This window comes from Paenibacillus sp. FSL H8-0317 (assembly GCF_045040685.1).
Lineage (GTDB): Bacteria > Bacillota > Bacilli > Paenibacillales > Paenibacillaceae > Paenibacillus.
In genome coordinates, this window is the sequence record NZ_CP150294.1 from 5,391,305 (window position 1) to 5,412,942 (window position 21,638).

Genomic DNA, 21,638 nt, shown 5'->3' on the forward strand with positions numbered 1-21,638 from the left:
GTTCATTTATACAAGGTATATGGACCTATGACATTGTTTACGTAGCAAAAAAGCCTACTCTTATGTAGGCTCTTATCCATCTTTACTTATGAGTCATACTCTTCATACTCACAACCGACTTCGCAGTCATCAGATGGCGTTGCACGTAAATATACATCCTCATCCTATGACAGTGCCAACATCGCGTTCATATCTTCTTCTGCTGTTGTAATTAACTTCAGACCAAACATATCCACGAGTACATCCAAGACACCTTCCGATATGAACTCAGGCGGTTTTGGTCCAATGCGAATGTCCTGAATGCCAAGGCTGAACAGGCCGAGCAGGATCGCAACTGCTTTTTGCTCAAACCAGGACAGGACAATGCTGACAGGCAACTCGTTCACGGTACAGCCAAAAGCATCAGCTAAAGCCATTGCAATTTTCACCGTAGAACCGGAATTGTTGCATTGACCCAGATCGATATAACGCGGTATCCCCGTGTCTCCAACCGTACCATAATCCACATCATTGAAGCGGAACTTACCACAGGATGTCGTCAGAATTACAGTATCATTCGGTAAGGATGTCGCGAGTTCACGATAGTAGTTGCCACCTTTGCCTGGCGCATCACAACCTGCAATAACGAAGAATCGACGGATATGGCCGTCTTTTACCGCTTGAATAATCTCGGGTGCAAGCCCAATCACGGTCTCATGATGGTATCCTGTTGTTAGGACTTGCTCGGACTGTATATTAGCCGCAGGCAGTGACAATGCACGTTCAATCAGCGGTGAGAAGTCATCATCCATAATCTTGGCAACCCCCTCCAGACCCGCCACTTCGTACGAGAAAAAGCGGTCTGCATATGTGCCTTTGATTGGCATGACACAGTTGGTTGTTGCAAGAATAGCACCCGGGAATTGTTCGAAAAGTCTTCTTTGATCGTACCAGGCTTTGCCGATATTTCCCTTGAGATGGGCGTATTTCTTCAGCGCCGGATAACCGTGCGCGGGCAACATTTCCGAGTGCGTATAGATGTTGATTCCTTTCCCTTCAGTTTGACGAAGCAACTCCTCCAATGCATACAGATTATGCCCTGTTACCACGATGCACTGTCCTTCGATCTGATTCTGGCTAACCGTAATCGGTTGCGGTACACCAAAGCGGTCCGTGTGCGCACGATCCAGCACGTCCATAATGCGGATTGCTGCATTACCTACCTTCATCGCCATCTCCAGATGTTCCTGTACATTAAAATTCGAGTTCGTTAATGTCATATATAATGCCTCATGTGTAATCCGATCCACCTCAGGATCAGAATATCCCAACTGGCGCGCATGTGTCGCATAAGCAGCGATGCCTTTTAACGCAAAAATCATCGTATCCTGCAAACTTGCGATTGTTTCGTTTTTGCCGCATACCCCTACCACGGTACACCCGCCACTCGGCGTCTGTTCGCACTGATAACAAAACATATGGTTTCCCCTCCAAACTTAGATTAAACGTTGTTCGTTATGGATTAGCGTAACAGACCCTGATATGAGCTAGTGTGATGGTGCACACAGTTTCTGATCCAATATCTATATATGGTTCTCCAGACTTTCATCCAAACTGGAAATAATAACATTCGTAAAAAGGCATATCTCGGATCATTATGAAAAATACTGTGTACAGCTAAAAAACGTATAAATCCATAATCTTAAAAAAATACGAAAATGAAACGATTCTAGATTTTGCCCGTAAGGGTAATACACAGAGAAATCTAATATTCAAGGAGCTGGTCAATTGCAACATTACAGACACAGTGCGGAGGAAACCCTTCAGGATGTACAGAGTTCCTCCAAGGGACTTACGACCTCCGAAGCTGCCAAGAGAATTGAAACGGAAGGATATAACGAGTTAAAAGGTAAAGATGCAACACCAGTCTGGAAATTGTTTCTCGAAAATTTCAAAGATCCGATGGTCATCGTGCTGCTGATTGCAGCCGCGGTACAGGTTGTTCTTGGACACCTGATTGAATCGTTGATCATTTTCCTGGTTATTTTGCTCAACGCGGTGATCAGTGTAGTGCAGACCAAAAAAGCCGAGAGTTCGCTTGACGCGCTGAAACAAATGTCTGCACCCGAAGCCAAAGTCATTCGTGACGGGCAGAAAAAGACCATTCCAGCGAGGGAACTTGTTCCCGGTGATATTGTTATGCTGGATGCAGGTGATTATGTCCCGGCAGACGGACGTATCCTGGAATCAGGAAGTCTGAGAATCAACGAAGGCATGTTGACCGGAGAATCCGAAGCTGCGGAGAAACACGCCGATACCATCCCGGATGAAGCTCCAATCGGAGATCGTCGCAATATGGCCTTCAGTGGCTCACTCGTCGTATATGGACGAGGCATGCTTGTCATTACAGGAACAGCTCTCAAAACCGAAATCGGCAAAATTGCCGAATTGATTGAAAATGCCGAAGCCAAGAACACGCCATTACAGCGCAAGTTGGAATCATTCAGCAAAAAACTGGGCTTTTTCATCCTGGGCTTGTCGATTCTCATCTTTGGCATTGAAGCCGGTCGTGTATGGTTGACCGAAGGCACGGAGAATATCGGGCCTTCCATCGTGAATGCATTGATGTTTGCCGTAGCTGTCGCGGTTGCTGCCATTCCTGAGGCGTTATCCTCCATTGTGACCATTGTATTGTCACTCGGAACAAATAAGATGGCCAAACAACATGCGATCATTCGCAGACTGCCTGCCGTGGAAGCTCTCGGTTCTGCCAGTATCATCTGTACCGATAAAACAGGTACACTAACGCAGAACAAGATGACCGTTGTGGATTATTACATTCCCCATGGTACCAAGGATGAATTCCCTGATGATCCCGATCAGTGGTCAGAAGAGGAACGACGTCTGTTACATATTGCAGTGCTCTGCAATGATTCGAATATTAATCAGGAAGGCAAGGAACTGGGTGATCCTACCGAAGTGGCCCTCATTGCCTTCAGCAACCGGGTGAACAAGGATTACAATGAAATCCGTGACCAGTTCCCGCGTGAAGCTGAGCTTCCTTTTGACTCGGATCGAAAACTCATGAGTACGGTGCATACCTTCGAGGGACAGACGGCTTTGCTGACCAAAGGTGGACCGGATGTGCTGTTCAGTCGCTGTAGTCATGTGTTTATCAACGGTGAGGTTCAGCCCCTCACACCTGAGATTCGCACACAATTTGAAGAAAAAAATGAGGCCTTCTCCAAACGAGCCTTCCGTGTGCTGGCCTACGCGTACAAAAAATTCGATGATAAAAACCAGGTCACTATTGATGACGAGCATGATCTGACACTTGTTGGTCTGACAGCGATGATTGACCCACCGCGTGAAGCGGTATACGGCTCTATTGAAGAGTCCAAAAAAGCGGGTATCCGCACCATCATGATCACTGGAGATCACAAAACGACGGCTCAGGCGATCGGTGTGGATATCGGCCTTGCCGAACCGGATGACCTCGCCATTACCGGAGCCGAACTGGACAAAATGTCTGATGAAGAGCTGGATCAACAACTCGAACACATCTCGGTATACGCCAGAGTATCACCTGAGAACAAAATCCGGATTGTGCGTGCATGGCAGCGTAAAGGCAAAGTGGCAGCCATGACCGGAGATGGAGTTAATGACGCACCTGCGCTGAAACAAGCCGACATCGGCGTAGCGATGGGTAGCGGAACAGATGTTGCCAAGGATGCGGCTGCCATGATTCTGACGGATGATAACTTTGTCTCCATCGTGAATGCGGTCAGTGTTGGGCGGATGGTATTTGATAATATCAAAAAAGCCATCGCATACCTGTTTGCCGGTAACCTCGGCGCCATTATTGCCATTTTGTTTGCCCTGATCGTCGGCTGGGTTAATCCATTTACGGCCCTTCAGCTGCTGTTCATTAATCTGGTGAACGACTCCCTGCCTGCCATTGCTTTGGGTACAGAGAAACCCGAGCCAGATGTCATGCGGCGTAAACCACGTGACATTAACGAGGGTATCTTCGCAGGTGGAACCCTGCAGGCTGTGATTACACGTGGTGTCCTGATTGGTGCGGCTGTTATTGTGTCCCAATATATCGGACTTGGCATCTCAGAGGAAATCAGTGTGGCTATGGCCTTCACAACCTTGATTCTCGCACGCAGTCTGCAAACATTTGCAGCACGTTCCAACACACAAACGATCTTCCAGGTGGGCTTCATGACCAATAAATTCGTGCTTGGCTCCATTCTGGTATGTCTCTGTCTCTATGCAATCACACTGATTCCAGGTGTTCGCGGCGTCTTCGCTATCCCGGATACATTCGGCTGGAATGAGTTCCTGATTGCAGGCGGACTTGCTCTTGCTGCCGTCATTCTGATGGATGTCATCAAGTGGATTCGCAATCGCGGTAAACAAGTTACTGCGGCATAAAATCAGCGGATATCATATGCACAAACAGGCGCCCCATTTCGGAGCGCCTGTTTGTTTACAGTTTTTTTACACAGACAAAGCGTACACTTCTCAGCCATACTGATGATTTCTAGGGTATCTTCGCAAAAAATTTAAGCATTAAGTTGATATCTATATACCAACCAACAGATGGACAGGATAAGGATACATAATCCCCGGGATACCGAGGGCATGGTCGCCGACCAGTTAAACTTTTCTTTCCCGTTTGAACCCTTTGTTAATCCGGATGCTATTAAAGCTACTCCAATAATTAAACCGATCTGGGCAAACAACAACAAAATTCCTTCTACCATGTAGATGACACCCTCACATATTTCGCTATAAAACAGCATTAGTGATTCATAAATCCGATTTCTGTATCTAATTACCCCTGTTTGATGCCAAAAGCGATCCAGCGTCCATCAATATCCTCGATCACAAACTCCTTGTTATTATAGTCTGTATGATTGAGGGCACGTACGATTTTCACATTTGCGTTGATCAATTCCTGTTGAAGCTCTTCCTGGTTCTGGGTAATAAAATATGCATCATATCCATAGCCATATAATTCTCTGTTGGGAATGACCTTCTGTCCATTGCTTTGGGTCAAAATAATTTCGGTAAGATCACGATACAGGCAGATATGAGGTTCTGCGGCATCAAGATATTCGGCCACCCGAAAGCCCATCTTCTCTTCATAAAACTGCGCGGTTCGCTTCATATCAAGCGTCGGAAATACGCTGTGGGACATTAATAATGCATGAGTCATGGGTATAATCTCCTTCATTTTCAACATGCTAATTACTTATATATCTAGTTACCTAACCGCTGATCCATCTGCTTATGTATGCTTCAATGATCATTTTAGTTAAATTCAGGAAATCCGTCTATTGTTTATTATTAATATCTTTCTATGCTCATCACATCCGAACGAATTATTATGACATTATTGCCATATTATAAATTTGGGTGTAAAATGATATATTGCTTTTCATCACATTTTCATCAAAGCTCAATCCGAATTCATATTCATACCCAAGACAGGAATGGTACCGTGAAAGATAAAATTGTCATGCCACTCTGGACATGCTGTCTGTTCATCGTTGTGATGAATACCACCATGTTCAATGTTTCTTTGCCAGTCATTATTCATGATCTTCAAATCACCTCAGACCTGGGGTCTTGGGTCATCTCAAGTTATTCGATTGGTTACGCCCTGTCGACGGTGATCTACAGCCGATTGTCAGACCGTATCCCGGTACGCAAACTGTTAACGGTCGGGCTTCTGATCCTGGGGTTATCTTCATTGCTGGGGTTGTTCGCGCATAACTTCGCTATCTTGTTACTGACACGCATTCTGCAATCTGCGGGTGCAGGAGTTATGGCAGGTCTGGGTCTCGTCATTGCAAGTCGTTACATCCCGGTGGAACGGCGCGGAGCTGCCATCGCACTCATCTCATCAGGTAGCGCCATGGCTTTTGGACTTGGTCCCATTGTCGGCGGACTCATTAGCGAGTACTGGGGCTGGAACGGACTTTTTGCCATAACCGTGCTAGTCCTGCTCGCCCTGCCTGTATTGCTCTACTTTCTCCCCCGTGAAACGGTCAAAACAGATCAGCCGTTCGATGTTATTGGTGCCATATTAACCGTCATTAACGCCACTACACTTCTGGTCGCGATCACCCAGCAGTCCTGGTTGTGGTTTGCCATTGGCGTTATTTCACTTGTTGCACATCTCCTGTATATTCGGAAAGCAAGTCTTCCGTTTGTGAATCCACAAATATTCCGAACGCCAGGATACACCCGGTTAATCCTTATCGGATTCTGCGTGCTGGTGGTGAATCTGGGCAATCTGTTTTTGATGCCGCTTGTGCTTGCTGATCTATATGGGCGCTCTTCGCTCGCCATTGGTTTGCTGATTGCTCCTGGAGCTATTGTTTCAGCATTCTGCACCCGTTTCGTTGGACGCTGGATCGACCGTTATGGCAATATGCGATTTATGATCATTGGACACACCCTGCTCGCAGCGGTACTTGCTTTATTCATGCTCGGACTGGATCAATCCGCCCTGATCATTACCAGTGGTTATCTCTTTTTCTCACCGGCACTATCAGCCTCCATGGCTTCACTGAATAATGAAGCGTCACGTGTGCTGCCCAAAGCGCAAATCGGTTCCGGTATGGGCATGTTACAATTGATTCAGTTCTTCGGTGGTTCGGTGTCTGTAGCCGTGTGTGGGCTGCTGCTACACAGCATTCCGGGAGTCTCGGTCGAGGAAGCTTATCAAGTTGTCTATGCATGTCTGTTGTTTGTCTGCGTTGTTTCACTCGGCTTGACCGTCTGGCATAGCAGAGCTTCACGCTCAGGCATTAAACCTGTTACATTGGACAATTGATAATTGAAGTTTAAAGTTCAGAACAAAAAGGCCCGCTCCAAGCGCGAGCCTTTTTTAGTTTGGAACAGAAATGCCGTTTTTTTAAAGTAGATCACTCAATGAACTTGAACTTACCGGTTAATTTCCTGATTTCGTCCTACAGCAGCATGCCAACTATTTCCCGTCCAGTGCGAACTTCCAGGCCTCCATTATGCTAATTGGGGCTTTACTGCTGCTCTCGCCGTCACCTTCCTGCGTCCAAAGTGGTGGATAATACGCGAATACTTGTCCTGTCTGGAGCTGAGACATATCCTCTTGCCAGCCTTTCCAGCGAAAGGTCTGATAGAACTGCTCCAGATCGCCATTCGCCAGCCAGTTGATGAAACCTGAATATGCCAGTTCTGTAGATTCCCATTCGAGTGTATCCGGTGCAAAATAATATATGTGTCCCGTGCGGCCATACTTGCCTGTATCCAGTCCGAAGAAACCACCTGCCGCATCATATGCAACGACCATCATACCTTCAAGCACATCTACCCAAGGTTGCTCACTCACACCATTCCAACTGGTGAGACTCCCCGATGTACTGTCACCACCCGCACCAAGCAGCGTGATCCAGCCATGGTCCAGTACAATACCTTCTGTCTCATAAGCAACAGCCCCCAAATAGGATTTGGTGCTTATTTGCAGACGATAGAGGGTATCCTCTCCAGCCTCTTGTTTTGCTGGAACATACACATATGTATTTTGCCCGCTATCTAGGAGTTCCTTGAGTTCTTCCCATGCATGATTCTCCCGATCTACTAATTCAGCTATCGTTAATGTATTCATGAGCAGTCTCCTCGCTGATTTTATAAGAGCATATCATGGGTTATTAACCCGTTCAAATCTGCTATAATCTATCTTCAAAGCTAAATTCAAGGGGGAAACGATTTGATTCGCGTAGTTATACTTATGATTCCGATTCTGATGTTGCTCGTATCCGGTTGTCAGAATCATACATCTTCCATGAAGGACCCCGTTTCTGTTCAAAAGTCTGATCCCCAGGTCATCCATTACATATCACCCCAAGGAAACGACTCGAATAAAGGAACGATTCAATCTCCTTGGAAAACGTTGCAACACGCAGCCGACCACGCTTCGCCAGGAAGCACGATCTATTTGCGTGAAGGTGTCTATCATCAGAAAGTCAAAATCACCAAGAGCGGTAATTCTTCCGCTAATCCAACCCTATTTTCAAGTTATCCTCAGGAGCAGGTTATCATTGATGGTAAAGGTTTATCTGTTCGGGGCATTGAAGGGTTGATTGAAATTGAAAATGCCAGTTATATCACGATTCAGAATCTCGAAATTCGTAACTTCACGACCACACTCGGGGGCCAAGTTCCAACCGGGATCTATGTCCACGGAGCAGGTGAGCATATTCAGCTGTTAGGCAACACCATACACGCGATTGCTAGTTATGCAACTCCTGAAGGTCCCGATTTGCGGGGCAGGGATGCCCACGGTATTGCCATTTATGGCACAGAGCACCCTCAAGCTTTACGCGATATCATCATCAAGGATAATGAATTGTATGATCTTACACTTGGTTCAAGCGAGTCACTCGCAGTTAACGGTAATGTTGATACCTTTGCCATACAGGACAATATCATCCATGATTCCGATAATATTGGTATTGATCTGATCGGGTACGAGGGTACGTCCGAGGATGATACATACGATCAGGCTCGGAACGGCATTGTACGAGGCAACGAAGTATACGATATTACGTCCAATAACAACCCCTCCTACGGTACAGACCTGCCCAATGATACCAACTCGGCGGGCGGCATCTATGTAGATGGCGGGAAAGATCATATCATCGACCAGAACCGGGTATACCGGAGCGACATCGGAATTGAGATTGCCTCAGAGCATGCCGGACGTTCAACCAGCAACATTACCGTGCGTGATAACCTGATTTATTCCAACAGATTGACGGGTATTGCCATGGGAGGTTATGACAAGGAACGAGGAGCTACCGAGGATAGCAAAATTATGTACAATACGCTTGTGGGAAATGATACCCTGAATGCTGGCAATGGACAGTTATTCATGCAGTCACGGACAAAGAACAATACGTTCGTGCGTAACATTCTCGTATCGGGCAGCTCGGAAGTACTGATATACAACGAATATACTAGCAATACCGGCAATGTGTTTGACCATAATGTCTATTACTCACCAGGTGAGCAGGAAGATGCCCTGTGGGTCTGGAAAAATAAAGCCTACTCCGGCATCGCCGCCTACATCAAGGGATCTGGCAATGATGCACACTCCATATATGTGAACCCGGCATTTATGGATGAACCGAGCGAAGATTTTCGTCCTCAGGCGAACTCTCCGGTTAAGGCGTATGGTTACCTTGCTCCGCGATAGATTAACCCTGAGTCCGCCATCTCAACTTATTCATTCTGTTTCACGCAAATAAAAGGAGCCTGTGCATGTGGGATCATCTCCCTCATCATGCACAGGCTCCTTTTTGCTTTCTTTTGATGCAATCCAATCCTTAACTTTTTACCATCTGAGCTGCATGTGTCACCCGGTTTCGTCCTCCGGTTTTGGAGGCATACAGGGCGTTGTCCGCTCTTTGGAACAAGGACTTTTCCGTATCTTCCTCTACTACAGTGGCCGCACCGATACTCACAGTAATTTTATATTCACCCCAGTCGGCTGAAGCAACCTGTGAACGATATCGTTCTGCGATACCGATCGCCTGCTCCTCTTCACAATCCGGAAGAATGATAACAAATTCCTCTCCACCGTAACGTGCAACCACATCCATACTTCGCGATACCGTTTGCAGCAGCCCCGCGAGATTACCGAGCACCAGATCTCCGATCGGATGTCCGTACGTATCATTAACGCTTTTGAAATGATCAATGTCCACAACCAGAAGAGAGAAATGACGTTGCTTCTCCTGGAATAGCAATAGTTTCTCAGCCATTTTCTCCTGGAAAAACCTGCGGTTCTTCAATCCTGTCAACAAATCGGTGGAGGCCAGTGTCTCCAACTGATCATTCACTTTGATTAGCGCCTGCTCTTTAATTTTATATTCCTCATGCAGTCGTTCAAGCTCCTTGTTCGCTTCTTGCGTCGCTTGATATAGCTCCTGTAGCTTCGTCTTGGTATGCAAAATATCCTTCTCATGTTCGATTCGCTTACGCATGACTACAACGACACAATCTACCACGTTTTCCCCGTTACGGGTCTGGCGAACACCGTTAAGCAGAACAGGAACAGCCTGCTGATCACGGGTACGGAAACTAAAGTACATCTCGTCCACATGTCCATATAACTGGATGTAGGGATAGAAATACGTATGGAAAAACACCTTGTTGCTTACCGACATGGTGGATTCAATATGTTGCCCTATGAGCTCATCGCGTTCATATCCAAGCATCGTAAGCAAAGTTTGATTCATCGACTGTACGACGCCCGAATCAGAGATAGAGAAGTATCCACAGGGCGCTGAATCTAGTTGGGTATCCATCAATAACAGCCTTTCTTCCGCGTTTTATGCGCTCGTCAAATAATCCTTAATCATTCGGATCGTTTCTTCCGGTTGACTTAGATGCGGATAATGTCCCTTGGCCGTCATCTGTTGCAACCTGCTATTCTTCAGATGAGCGTGTAAATAATCCCCTACTTCAACCGGGGCAATACTGTCCTCGGAACACTGAAGAATCAACGTTGGTACAGTTGCCTGATCCAGATCAATACGACAGTCAGATAAAAACGTCACTTCGGCAAATTGTCTCGCAATATGCGGATCTCTGGAACAGAAGCTTTTCTCCAACTCTTCCGTCAGCTCTTTCCGTTCCGGATTGTTCATCACAATGGGTGCCAGATAACTCGCCCAGCCAATAAAATTCATCTGCATCATCTCAAGTAATTCATCGATATCATTCCGATCAAAACCTCCATAATAATTCGGCAGATCATTCACGTAACGTGGGGAGGGCCCTAACATTATAATTTTTTTGAAATATTTGGGGTTCTGAATGGATGCCAGCATACCAATCATACTACTGACGGAATGCCCGACAAATATGGTGTCCTTTAGTTCGAGCGCTTCCATAACTTCCAGCACATCCTGGGCGTATCCTTGAAGGTTGCTATATTTGATAGCATCATAATAGTTAATTTGAGATTCGCCAGATCCAACATAATCAAATAACACCACACGGTAGTTCTCCATAAAACCTGGAATAATGTAACGCCACATATCCTGATCACATCCAAAACCATGAGCAAATACAATCGTTTGGCTACCCGAGCCAAGTACCTTAACATTATTTCTTACAAGTATATCAACCGTCATTACATATCACCTCTCCGAGGTAGTATTCACTTGAATCATTTTATCTGGTTATTATACCGGAAAATGTTAGGATATGAATTAAAAATGTTTAATAACTTCTCTCACCTACCAAAAAATCATGAACCCTGCTCTGAATACGCGCTTTACAATCTGACGATAGTCAGGTAAAATCGGTTCAACATGTCGCGCGACAGAGATCAACATTACGGAGGAAAACCATGATTATTTCAACACACAGCCCAACTCCTCAGCAACTCTGGGGTAGATCATTCCTATTTATCATGTTAGCCAACGCATTATTGTTTATGGCCTTTGAAATGTTGCTTCCCACCTTGCCTTTGTTTGTCTCAAGTCTTGGTGGCGAAGCCTCCCAAATCGGGCTTGTTACCGGCGTATTTATGTTTTCCGCCATCTTGATTCGACCCTTCACTTCGGTTTTGGCAGCTCGAATAGATAAAAAGGTTCTGTTAATTATCGGCATCACTATCTGTGCATTAATGACAGGTGCATACTACCTGTCGTCAGGTATTTGGATGATTCTTGTATTCCGAGTGATCCATGGATTCGGATTTGGTTTGGCAACGACATATTTTGCAACGATTGCCACTGAAAACATACCAAGAGATCGCCGGGGAGAAGGTATGGGGTATTTCGGCGTAGGGGAGACGGTCGCTATATCCATCGGTCCTTTGATTGGAACAAGCTTGTTGTTTAGGTACGACTACCAGAGCCTGTTTATGGGAGGTATGTGCATTTTGCTGTTAGCTCTCCTGATGACAGTGTTTGTATCCAGAAAGCCGAAAACAGGAGGTAGTAGCGAGTCCCTGCAAACTCATGTCCCTTCGGTGAAACTGATTGAAAAGAAGGTACTCTTCCCTTCCCTTCTCATTATGCTCGTTGGTATTGCAGCGGGTTCGATCATGTCCTTTGTGGCTTTATTCGCCGCGGAAAGAGGGTTTGAGAATATAGCCTGGTTTTTCTTCATCGTCGCTATTGCCAGCTTCGCCGTTCGACTGTTCTCGGGGAAAATGTTTGATCGATGGGGACCAGGTTCCGTGTTGTTACCTTCTGCCGTGTTTGCAATCGCGGGGCTACTGGTTCTGATTATCGCCCAGAGTGATGTGCAATTCCTGATCGCCGGTGCGTTATACGGCTTTGGTTTTGGTGCCATATTCCCGGCGATTCAGACCTGGTGTGTGAATCTTGTAGAAGAACATGAGCACGAAAGTGCGATGGCTTCCTTCTTTAACTTCTTTGACCTCGGAATTGGTGGTGGTTCGTTGATTCTGGGCGTGGTGGCTTCTGCATTTTCCTATACGGTGGTGTATGCTATCTCTATAGGCATTTTTGTGGTATATATCTTGTTATATTTGGTATACTCCCAAAAACAGCAGAGGTATACAGCTCGCCAACTGGAGGTAGACATTGAGTAAAAAACGAATCAAGGAAATTGCCATTCAACATTTTAATCGTCTGGGTTACGAGGGGACCAAGATGGCGCAGATTGCCGAAGAGGCAGGCATCCGCAAGCAATCTCTGGCTTATCATTATTCATCCAAAAAAGCGTTATTGCTGGAGTTATATGAGGAAGTTGTGCAGGAGGAACAACAGTTTGTACGCCAATTTTTCAGCGAGTCTGTTACCCAAACGCTGGATCAGCAGCTATATGCCTTTTTGCATGAACACAAAAATCGCTTTCTGACTCATCCAAACGTTGCTTTTATGTATATCCTGTCCTTTATCACACCGCTGGAGGTGCATGATTTTGTACTGGCCCAGTATCGAACGTACCTCGGGACACTGAAGGAAGAGCTGGCAGCCGTATTTACCAGACATTCCGATATACGCCTGAGTCCGGAAGAAGCCACCTTAGCTTTTGTCACCGTGATGGATGGATTGGATGTACAGCTCGTGTATGAGACACGGCAATCCTATGAACAAGCTTTGGCGATCACCTGGAATGTCTTCTGGTCAGGCATCCAGCGTTAATGAATCGATTACGATGAGATTACACAAATAAGAGGGGCGTCCCACCAGCCATGTTGATGACTTTTGGGACAACCCCTCTATTTCTTTATTTCACAGTTAGGATCACACGTTGATAATGCTTCAACTGATGCTCTCCATCATCTTGTACTTCGGCAACGATATGAAGGGTATCACCCGATTTGGCATCGTCAGGAACGGTAAATGTCACCGCTTCGGTGTCACTGCCCTGCAATTTTATCGTATCCACCTGCTCATCCTTGGCAAGTTCACGATGTAATCCAAGCTGCAGATCACCCGCCATTTCAGGCTGAACTTTGTTCGGTGTTACTTTGGAATCTTCATACGTGTCCGCTTCGAAATATCTCCACCACGTATAGGTCAGTTGATCTCCATCCGGGTCTTTACCCTCCGCGTGAAGAGTAACCTGCTCCCCAGGACTAACACTTAGATCCACCCCTTCCTTAATCGTTAAAGACGGATTATGGTTGGCACCTTCGTAAGTGTCTGCAACTGCCCAGTCTGCACGTGCTGCAAAATCATCCTGCACATCGTCAAACCATCTCATCAGAGAGTATTCGGCTTCATAGCGTTTGGTGTACGGATCGTAATCAAGCACATTGTTTCTAAACAGCTTGTCGTTCACAACTCCAAAGCGTCCACCCCAACCGCCGTAGGAAGGGTCTTCCATACTGCGCAGCCCATTATCAATCAGATAAAAGAAGGAAGGAGAGTCACCCTCAGATATAAAATCGTACTTGTCATATTGTGGATTGTTCTTAAGATACTCAGCACTTCCCCGTTGTTCTTCGGCTAGTTCGCCTTCGATCATTTTACCATCACCCATCGATGCATACATATCCATCAGTTTGCCATGTCCGTTCAGAATATTCTTGACCATCCAGTCGCCATGAAGCTTACTGTTCACTTCTTCGGCATGCATCTTCCATGCATAGGCAAAATGCCAGAAGTTTGATTGGTCGTTGAGAATGCGGATATCCGGCCAATTCTTCGCAATGTATTCGTTGTAGCTGTCATCCTGATCGAGGATGATGTACAGGACCAGTTTGTCGCTGACTTTTTTGCGAATCGCATCCCACTCGGCCGTATCCTTGTATTGTTCCTCAATCGATTTTAGCGCTCTGGCCGTGGTATTGGTGCCACCCCATGTCTGAACAATCAGATCACGGGAGTCATCGTCGAGGAAAAGAGTTTCGAGGAACTCGGAACCTTCGGTTTCCTTCTCCATCTCCCCTTTATCGGAAATATTACCGATCTTGGTCATCGCTCGAAGCTGTTCTGGCTCCGGATAGCCCTCCGCATGTTTGGACAAGTTGGGATATATCTCGCCATAGGCATCGATCATGTCGTATACCCACTGTGTGCCTGTCCACCGGAACGGTTTGATCCCCGCTTCCTCGTCTCCAGCATAATGATACACCGAACTGGTTAGTACAATTCCGGCGAGGTCCATCTCATTCGAATACAAGAGAAAACGAATGACCGAGTTCATATCATCCACTTCACCGTCGGTTGTAATCACCGTTCTACCTTTGGCGGCTTGGTTGGCTGCTGGTTCCTGAGTTTCATTTCCTGCCTGTTCTGTCGCCTGATTGGGTGTGTCACTCGCGGTTTGTGGCGCTTTGGATACGCATCCACTAATCACCAGGATTATACTGAGACAACCTGCGGCAAAACCGTTTAACCATTTTTTCTTGTTCATAATGCTCCCCTTTCTTCTGTACAGCGTGATGTTGGTGTTGGAATCAATGCAAAAAAACCCGAACATCACTATGAATGGGACCAAGTCCACGCATAATGATACTCAGGTTTTGCCTGCCCGAAGCAGTAACAATCCTTATTTGAGTGAAAGTATACCATGTCCACTCAGGAATGTAAACGTATTCAATTTTTTTTTGAATTCATCTTCGATATAGTATAATGCTTATAGCCAAGAATCAAATGATCGGCGTAGTACTAAACCAATTCATCGGGAGGAATCAGACACCATGCAACAACTGGATGCGGCCTTGAGCCGTTTTGTGGAACAGCAGGATTTATATAATGAAGCTTATGGACTTTTCCAAAATCATGATCTGCGTCCTCGCGAACATCATCATCAGCCGGAAGTGGACGCACGAATACCTCTTTCACCGGAACTTCAGTACCTCTACAGCCACTATGAAATGGTGGATTCCGAAGCTGAAGGTACACTCAAAATGAAAAATGCCGCCGTCGAAATCGGTGATGCCGCACTGATTTCCTTTGTTGCACCTGAACATCTGCTTCGTCAGCAATTGGGGTTCCGCTGGATTGGCATGAATGAACCTTATGAGGAATCCTCCACTTGGCCAAAAAATCACGTCGTCATCGCAAACTTTAATGATGATCCGTTAATTGTAGATGTGGAAGCACCAAACTCTCCCGTATACGCTGCTTTTACAGGTGGAGAACCAAACCGTGTTGCTGATTCGCTGTCAGACTTTTTCAGTGCACTAGCCATCCTGATTGAAGCGGCGCGCACCTATGCCGGAGAAGTAAAAGATGAAGAAACCTATGAAACCAAGCCCGAGTATCTGGAGCAAGTGGAGCCTTTATTGCAAGATCTGTTGGGAGAAGAGTATACTGCTCATCTTTTCGAGTATCTGTCCTTTTGTTAAAACGGTGAATTGAAGGAATTGGAGGGGCGCCCATATGATCTATGTGGCTTTGCTACGAGGCATTAATGTAGGCGGGAACAATAAAATCAATATGAAGCAGCTGAAAGAAACATTTGAACAAGCAGGCATGCTGGATGTTGTTACCTACATCAATTCTGGCAATATTATTTTTGCCGCTCATCAGGAACGTGCCAATGCGAATGTGGAGATATCCCATGTGTTAGAACAGGTCATCGCCGCCGATTTTGGCTTACAGATCAGGGTAATGGTGCGGAATATGGATGAAATCCATAGCGTTATTCAGGTGCTTCCAGAAGAATGGGTTAATGATGACACCGCCAAAAGTGATGTGATGTTCCTCTGGGATGAGATCAATGAGCCCTCCGTGCTGGACCAACTGCCCATCAAACCGGAAATTGGTACACTAATCTATGTTCCCGGAGCGATTTTATATTCAGTCAGCAGAGAAGATGCGTCCAAAAGTGGCATGAACAAGCTTGTGGGATCCAAAGTATATGCCTACATGACGGTTAGAAATGTGAATACCACACGTAAGATCTATGCCCTGATGCAAGCAGCAGCAGAGAAATAACTCGGAACCAGCACAATGGATAGTCAGTTATGTATCGTCCAGTTCATATGAAAAATAAAGCATGCAGAAAACATCCTTATGGATGTCTCCTGCATGCTTTTTGCCGTGTTAGGAAACTATTTTTTCCACTGTGTATTAGTCAATTTGAATGCGTCTGCGAGATTGATCATCACCAGGACGTTTCGGAATCTCGAGCTTCAGCACACCTTCTTCCAATTTGGCCTTAATGTGCTCCTCATCAATATGATCCACATAGAAACGCCGGATAAATTCACCTGAACGACGCTCCTGCCGAATGATTCGATTGGATTCATCCTTCTGTTCAACCATGTCATGGCGTTTGGCACGAATAATCAATTCATTACCTTGAACCTGAATGTCTATATCCTCTTTGGCGATGCCCGGAAGCTCGGCTTCTACCGAATATTTGTCTTCTTCCTCACGAATGTCGGTCCGAAATGGCTGGGAGCCAGTTCCAAAAGGGGAGAGGAATGAGTTCTCAACCATGTCATTGAAGGATTTCAACATGTGTCCGAACGGGTCTTCATTTCGTTTACGAAACGGTATCAGATCAAACATGAAAATCAGCTCCTTTTGTGTGGTTGGTTTATTGGTGTTGCTTACATTAATTATTATAATACCCGTGCAAATAAGGCTCAAAGTCCGTAAAAGACGAAAAAAACCGATTTTCTTTCATCATGGTTCACTATTTTTAATTAAATCCTTTTTACTTTTATTTTGACCTTATTTGATCTTCTGACTTTGTCTGACTATAACGAATGAGTGGGGTCCACTACGTTATGGGATTGATTCTTTCGCATTCCCAGCATCATGATTGCCAGCAAGACAACCAGAACAGCTACGAGCATAAATGGAACATGTTTGTCCACCTGATAGAGAGTCGTTGTAAGTAAAGGCGTAATGACGGCGGATATCCCCTGAATCGCTGCTACCAACCCCGCTGCACTCCCCTGCTGTTCTTTGCTAACTGCCAGCGAAGCACCTGCCATGAACCCGGGCATCATCAGACCTGAACCCATGCCAAACAGGAAAAACGAGAAATAATACATGGATAACACATTGAAAACCAAAAAAAGGATCATGCTTGCGATCAGAAAAAGGGAACCGAGCAAAATCATCGGGCGTGGTTGCCATTTCAACCATTTCATCTGAATGACCTGCATGATCAACATCGCTACTCCAGAGAACATAAGTCCAAACGAAACCATTTGGGCCGTCGCCGCTGGGGATAGAGTCAGTTGATCCTGAAAATAAAATCCCCCGACAACCTGTAGTGTCATGATGCCCATCATCGTAACCAAGCCTGCAGCAAGGTACATTCGTAATCCACGTTGGAACGGGTTGACTTTAGGCGGTTTTGCCTGAATGACCGGTTTGGCTGCCGGGATTAACAACAAGGCAATAATAAACGCAGCTATCGCTATAAAAATGCCAAAATAAAGCGGCCAGAGCAGACCGATAAGGGTAAAAGCTCCTGCAATCGCAGGTCCAAATACAAGGCCAAGTCCATTCGCAGCACTGATAATCGCCATCCCGCTTCCCCGCTCTTCCCCTTCTGTCACATCACCCATATAGGCCTGGGCAGAAGAAAGTACAGCCGGAATAAACATACCGATCAGACTGCGCGTCACAATCAGAAGGGTTAACAATACGCCCCCTCCGATCCATGCATTCAATCCCCCGTACAATGCCAGTGCAAATAATGCACAGCTCACAGACATGCCTATGAATCCAATCAATATGATGGGTTTTCTTCCTCTTATATCACTCCATCTGCCCCATACCGGAGCCATAACAGCCATCATAATGGACCCTAGCGAGATAATAAGACCGGAATGGCTTTCTTTCATGCCCAACTCGCGAATAAGCGGTGGCATAATGGGTGCAATCAGCATCAGACCCAACATGGCTGCAAATACGCTAAAAAAAATACTTCCTCTGATTCGGTTCATGCTCATACACTCCTCTATATTTCAGTACAGTATCCACTGTACCTGGAGTATACAAGGCTGAGAGAATCCCCACTGCCTCTATACGGAACAATTCACGGCAAGACGGATTTATTAATAAATCTTTTTCATCTCTGAGGGCTTCACGCCGAATTTGCGATAAAATTGCTGTGAAAAGGCACTGACATTGCTGTAACCGACCGCAATCGCGGCCTCGGTGACGTTGTTATCCTGATTGCGCAGCAACTTCATGGCGTTGTCGAGACGAACCTGACGCAAATATTCGAAGACCGTGCTTCCGAAAAGTGCCTTGAATCCTTTTTTTAATTTAAAATCGTTAAGACCTACTTGTCTGGACAATGCTAGCAAAGATGGAGGATCTACCATACAGGCCTCCATAATCTCCCGTGCCGTATGTAACTTCCGGATGTCCTCTCTGGAGAATCCCGCGGGAATTGGCGCCAGATCAAACAATTGGATCATAAATCGATTCAAGATTTCCAACGCTGTTGCTTCCATCATTAAGGATGATCGATAACTGTTGTTTAATTCTACAATCAGACTGTCGATCATCGTTCGTATCCGATTATCCAATTGAAATACAATCGGCTTAAACACTTTTCGCCCTAACACCTGATTAAACGCAATCGACTTGAAACTGCCCAGTTGCGCCGCAGCATAATTAAACAGAGAAACCGGAATCCCCAGCGAAAAGGACGTATACAGCTCCCTTGCCGGAGGATGAAACCACGCTTTGAAATCATGCATAAAAATAAGGGCCCCTTGCCCTATCGATAATGAATAATCCTGACCGGATATATCCACATTTCGCTCTCCTGACAAGGCAAATTGCAATTCCACAATGGGTGTCTCGGACGCAAAATATGTTGGATACGGCTGATGATATTCAACCTGGGAATATAAAATCTCAATGCCACTGTATGTCGTTACTCTTTTAATATTACCACTGCCCGCCTTGGGAGAGAGCAGATACGTATGTTCATCTTGCTGACTGTAAGGTTCCTGGGTCAGGTAATGCTGATATACTACGCCTAATGCATCATCCGTGCGCATGGGTATTCACCTCGCCTATATCTTGATCAGACTTGTCAGTAAAGAAAATCCGAATTAATTGATAATGATTCTCAATTAATTCTACAGCAATTTCTTCTTTTCGGCTAGTTGGAAAGGTAACATGTTTTACACAAATCGCAGACTTCTCTTACCTCTCCTTAACATAAGCTCCCTATACTAAAACAATTGTACAACTCATTACACACGAAACGATAAAGGGGATCTGGAACATTGAAAAAGAGAAATCAATGGCTCGCCGTTCTGTCGATGACAGCCATTCTTAGCGCAGGAACAACCAGTTACACATCCATGATTCATGCCGCTGACGCAACTAAATCTGCTAACGATCATGTCGTACTGCGCACAGCCATCCAAAATATGCAGGGTACGGTCACATGGAACGGAAGCAGTCGCAGTGTTGATATCCAGATCGCAGATACTAACGTACAACTTCCTGTAGGGACGTCTTCAGCCACCATCAACGGTGTGAAAACCCCTTTGGACAGTAAAAGCTACATCACCAAAGGTACAACGTATATATCTTCACAAACACTAAAATTAATTACGGATCAATTGATCCTGAAACAAAATAAAACCGGTTTTGAACAGACCGCATCGTTTCAGATGCCCGGTGGCAAAGCAGAAATATCAGCCTCCACGCCAGATGGACAGCGCCTGCTCGTAACCGAAGCGGACAATGGTAGCATTGCCATACTGGATATTGCTGACTTGAAAAACATTAACATATTAAAGACAGTCAGCTTCCATGACCTTTCCGCCAAAGCTGAAGTCACAAGCGTAACCGTGTCCAAAGATGGTAAATACGGTCTTGCTGTTATTCGTACAGGGGATACAGACAGTGAAGCAAACAAAGGATTGCTTGCCATTGTGGATCTGACAACCTACAAAACCATCAAAACGTATGAACTGGGCATTGGTCCTGACTCGATTGCACTGTCAACTGACGGTCTGCATGCGGTGATCGCGATAGAGGATGAGGAGCTAAATAAAGCTGCCGATGAAATTGACTATGCCAACACCAAACGTCCGGGTAGCATTATGGTTGTATCTTTTGCTGGCGGGAACGTATTGGAGGGTGAAATCACCAACTTGCCGGTATCTCTGGACAATGTAGAGGGTGCCATCTATCCGCATGATCCACAACCGGAGTATGTTGCCATTAGTCCAGATAACAAAACAGCAGCCATCACGTTACAGGAAAACAATGTCGTTGCCATCGTAGATCTGGAGACAAAAAAAATCAGCTCAATCTTCGCTCTGGGTACCACTTCACATCAAGCAGATCTGAAAGATGATGGTATCGTTCAGTTTAAAGAGGCGTTGACCGCTCGTTATGAACCGGATGGGATTGCTTTCTCGGCAGATGGAAAATACCTGCTGACAGCTAACGAAGGGGACTTAGGCAAGAATGAATTTGAGGATGGTGTAAAAGCAGGCGGACGTAATATTGCTGTCTGGGATCTGCAAGGCAAGCGGATGTACGATAGCCAGAATCTCATTGACGAGGCAACCGCTAGGGTCGGCTTGTATCCGGATGATCGCAGTCCCAACAAGGGCAGCGAAGTCGAGAACCTGACCGTTGCTACTGTAGACGACACTACGTATGCAGCCGTAGCTTCTGAACGGGCAGATGCCATTTTGTTCTTTGATCTTGCTGATCCGGTCAATCCGGACTATCTGGGTCTGATTCCTACAGCCGGAGAATCACCAGAGGGAATTCATCGGGTAAATGGACGTAACCTGTTTGTGAGTGCAGATGAAAGCACGGGAACCCTTAGTTTTTTTGCCAAGAAATAGATCAAGTGTCCTTAGTATGCAAAGGCTGAATTGAACGTTTCACACTCTATTGAGTAGGTGGGGGCGTAGAGCCCCTGTCTCTCCTACTGTTGTCCCCACACCATTCCGCGTATCCAAAACTAGTGGTGTAGAGGTTATCGACGCTTCATATTTTCCAATTCCCGCCTGTTCCGCTCTACTTCCTCTTGTAACACTCGTACTTCCATCCTTAATGCGGATACTTCCTCTTTGACGCCAGACCTCTTCATCACAAGATAGAAAACCAGATATAATACAAGACCAATCATAATAAAGAAAATTAATAGCGTTATAATCCCAGCAATACCAAAATTACTAACTCCATTCATAATGTACGTTTTCC

Annotated in this window: 18 protein-coding genes; 8 read left to right on the forward strand and 10 right to left on the reverse strand. The window is 45.7% G+C overall.

Features of this window, described 5'->3' with window-relative positions; translation table 11 throughout:
• Nucleotides 1–164: 164 nt before the first annotated feature.
• Entirely contained in the window at nt 165–1,457 is a 1,293-nt protein-coding gene (gene hcp / locus MHB43_RS24145) for a hydroxylamine reductase (RefSeq protein WP_340984545.1), read from the reverse strand.
• A gap of 310 nt (nt 1,458–1,767) precedes the next feature.
• On the opposite strand from hcp, the gene MHB43_RS24150 reads away from it, so the two are divergent.
• The gene (locus MHB43_RS24150) at nt 1,768–4,419 is read left to right on the forward strand and encodes a cation-translocating P-type ATPase (RefSeq protein WP_405130602.1); all 2,652 of its coding nucleotides are present in this window, start codon (nt 1,768–1,770) and stop codon (nt 4,417–4,419) included.
• Nucleotides 4,420–4,822: 403 nt separating this feature from the next.
• On the opposite strand, the gene MHB43_RS24155 is transcribed toward MHB43_RS24150, so the two are convergent.
• Nucleotides 4,823–5,206 (reverse strand): VOC family protein, encoded by a 384-nt coding sequence (locus tag MHB43_RS24155; RefSeq protein ID WP_237177150.1) that lies wholly within the window; start codon nt 5,204–5,206, stop codon nt 4,823–4,825.
• A gap of 285 nt (nt 5,207–5,491) precedes the next feature.
• On the opposite strand from MHB43_RS24155, the gene MHB43_RS24160 reads away from it, so the two are divergent.
• Nucleotides 5,492–6,832, forward strand: a complete 1,341-nt coding sequence (locus MHB43_RS24160; RefSeq protein ID WP_405130603.1) for an MFS transporter — start codon at nt 5,492–5,494, stop codon at nt 6,830–6,832.
• 153 nt (nt 6,833–6,985) lie between these two features.
• Here MHB43_RS24160 and MHB43_RS24165 read toward each other — a convergent pair whose 3' ends face one another.
• Nucleotides 6,986–7,642 carry a DUF2625 domain-containing protein gene (locus MHB43_RS24165; RefSeq protein WP_017687085.1) on the reverse strand — a complete coding sequence of 219 codons (657 nt, stop codon included), beginning with the start codon at nt 7,640–7,642 and terminating at the stop codon, nt 6,986–6,988.
• 102 nt (nt 7,643–7,744) lie between these two features.
• Here MHB43_RS24165 and MHB43_RS24170 point away from each other — a divergent pair, with 102 nt between their 5' ends.
• Entirely contained in the window at nt 7,745–9,232 is a 1,488-nt protein-coding gene (locus MHB43_RS24170) for a DUF5123 domain-containing protein (protein ID WP_405130604.1), read from the forward strand.
• A 130-nt stretch (nt 9,233–9,362) separates the two neighbouring features.
• On the opposite strand, the gene MHB43_RS24175 is transcribed toward MHB43_RS24170, so the two are convergent.
• Together MHB43_RS24175 and MHB43_RS24180 are read right to left on the reverse strand one after the other, a co-directional pair.
• On the reverse strand, nt 9,363–10,346 hold the full coding sequence (locus MHB43_RS24175) for a diguanylate cyclase (protein WP_405130605.1): 984 nt from the start codon (nt 10,344–10,346) through the stop codon (nt 9,363–9,365).
• Between the two features lie 24 nt (nt 10,347–10,370).
• Complete coding sequence (locus tag MHB43_RS24180; RefSeq protein WP_405130606.1) at nt 10,371–11,177, reverse strand: alpha/beta fold hydrolase; 807 nt, start codon at nt 11,175–11,177, stop codon at nt 10,371–10,373.
• 218 nt (nt 11,178–11,395) lie between these two features.
• On the opposite strand from MHB43_RS24180, the gene MHB43_RS24185 reads away from it, so the two are divergent.
• Together MHB43_RS24185 and MHB43_RS24190 are read left to right on the forward strand one after the other, a co-directional pair.
• Nucleotides 11,396–12,610, forward strand: coding sequence for an MFS transporter (locus MHB43_RS24185; protein ID WP_405130607.1), 1,215 nt, complete (start codon nt 11,396–11,398; stop codon nt 12,608–12,610).
• Entirely contained in the window at nt 12,603–13,166 is a 564-nt protein-coding gene (locus MHB43_RS24190; RefSeq protein WP_339283812.1) for a TetR/AcrR family transcriptional regulator, read from the forward strand. The genes MHB43_RS24185 and MHB43_RS24190 overlap by 8 nt, the downstream gene beginning before the upstream one ends.
• 85 nt (nt 13,167–13,251) lie before the next feature.
• On the opposite strand, the gene MHB43_RS24195 is transcribed toward MHB43_RS24190, so the two are convergent.
• Nucleotides 13,252–14,886, reverse strand: a complete 1,635-nt coding sequence (locus MHB43_RS24195; RefSeq protein ID WP_405130608.1) for a nucleoside hydrolase-like domain-containing protein — start codon at nt 14,884–14,886, stop codon at nt 13,252–13,254.
• Nucleotides 14,887–15,172: 286 nt separating this feature from the next.
• Between MHB43_RS24195 and MHB43_RS24200 the strand changes: the two genes are divergently transcribed.
• A complete protein-coding gene (locus MHB43_RS24200; protein WP_405130609.1) occupies nt 15,173–15,823 on the forward strand; it encodes a hypothetical protein in 651 nt (216 codons plus the stop codon).
• A 34-nt stretch (nt 15,824–15,857) separates the two neighbouring features.
• On the forward strand, nt 15,858–16,415 hold the full coding sequence (locus MHB43_RS24205; protein WP_405130610.1) for a DUF1697 domain-containing protein: 558 nt from the start codon (nt 15,858–15,860) through the stop codon (nt 16,413–16,415).
• A 135-nt stretch (nt 16,416–16,550) separates the two neighbouring features.
• On the opposite strand, the gene MHB43_RS24210 is transcribed toward MHB43_RS24205, so the two are convergent.
• From MHB43_RS24210 to MHB43_RS24220, 3 genes are all read right to left on the reverse strand, one after another.
• Nucleotides 16,551–16,994 carry an Hsp20/alpha crystallin family protein gene (locus tag MHB43_RS24210; RefSeq protein ID WP_405130611.1) on the reverse strand — a complete coding sequence of 148 codons (444 nt, stop codon included), beginning with the start codon at nt 16,992–16,994 and terminating at the stop codon, nt 16,551–16,553.
• 191 nt (nt 16,995–17,185) lie between these two features.
• Nucleotides 17,186–18,388 carry an MFS transporter gene (locus MHB43_RS24215; protein ID WP_405130612.1) on the reverse strand — a complete coding sequence of 401 codons (1,203 nt, stop codon included), beginning with the start codon at nt 18,386–18,388 and terminating at the stop codon, nt 17,186–17,188.
• A 111-nt stretch (nt 18,389–18,499) separates the two neighbouring features.
• Nucleotides 18,500–19,459 carry an AraC family transcriptional regulator gene (locus MHB43_RS24220; protein WP_339178406.1) on the reverse strand — a complete coding sequence of 320 codons (960 nt, stop codon included), beginning with the start codon at nt 19,457–19,459 and terminating at the stop codon, nt 18,500–18,502.
• A gap of 231 nt (nt 19,460–19,690) precedes the next feature.
• Between MHB43_RS24220 and MHB43_RS24225 the strand changes: the two genes are divergently transcribed.
• Entirely contained in the window at nt 19,691–21,277 is a 1,587-nt protein-coding gene (locus tag MHB43_RS24225) for a choice-of-anchor I domain-containing protein (protein ID WP_405130613.1), read from the forward strand.
• 134 nt (nt 21,278–21,411) lie between these two features.
• On the opposite strand, the gene MHB43_RS24230 is transcribed toward MHB43_RS24225, so the two are convergent.
• Nucleotides 21,412–21,624: a hypothetical protein gene (locus MHB43_RS24230; protein ID WP_405130614.1), complete on the reverse strand. Its 213-nt coding sequence runs from the start codon at nt 21,622–21,624 to the stop codon at nt 21,412–21,414.
• Between the last annotated feature and the right edge of the window lie 14 nt (nt 21,625–21,638).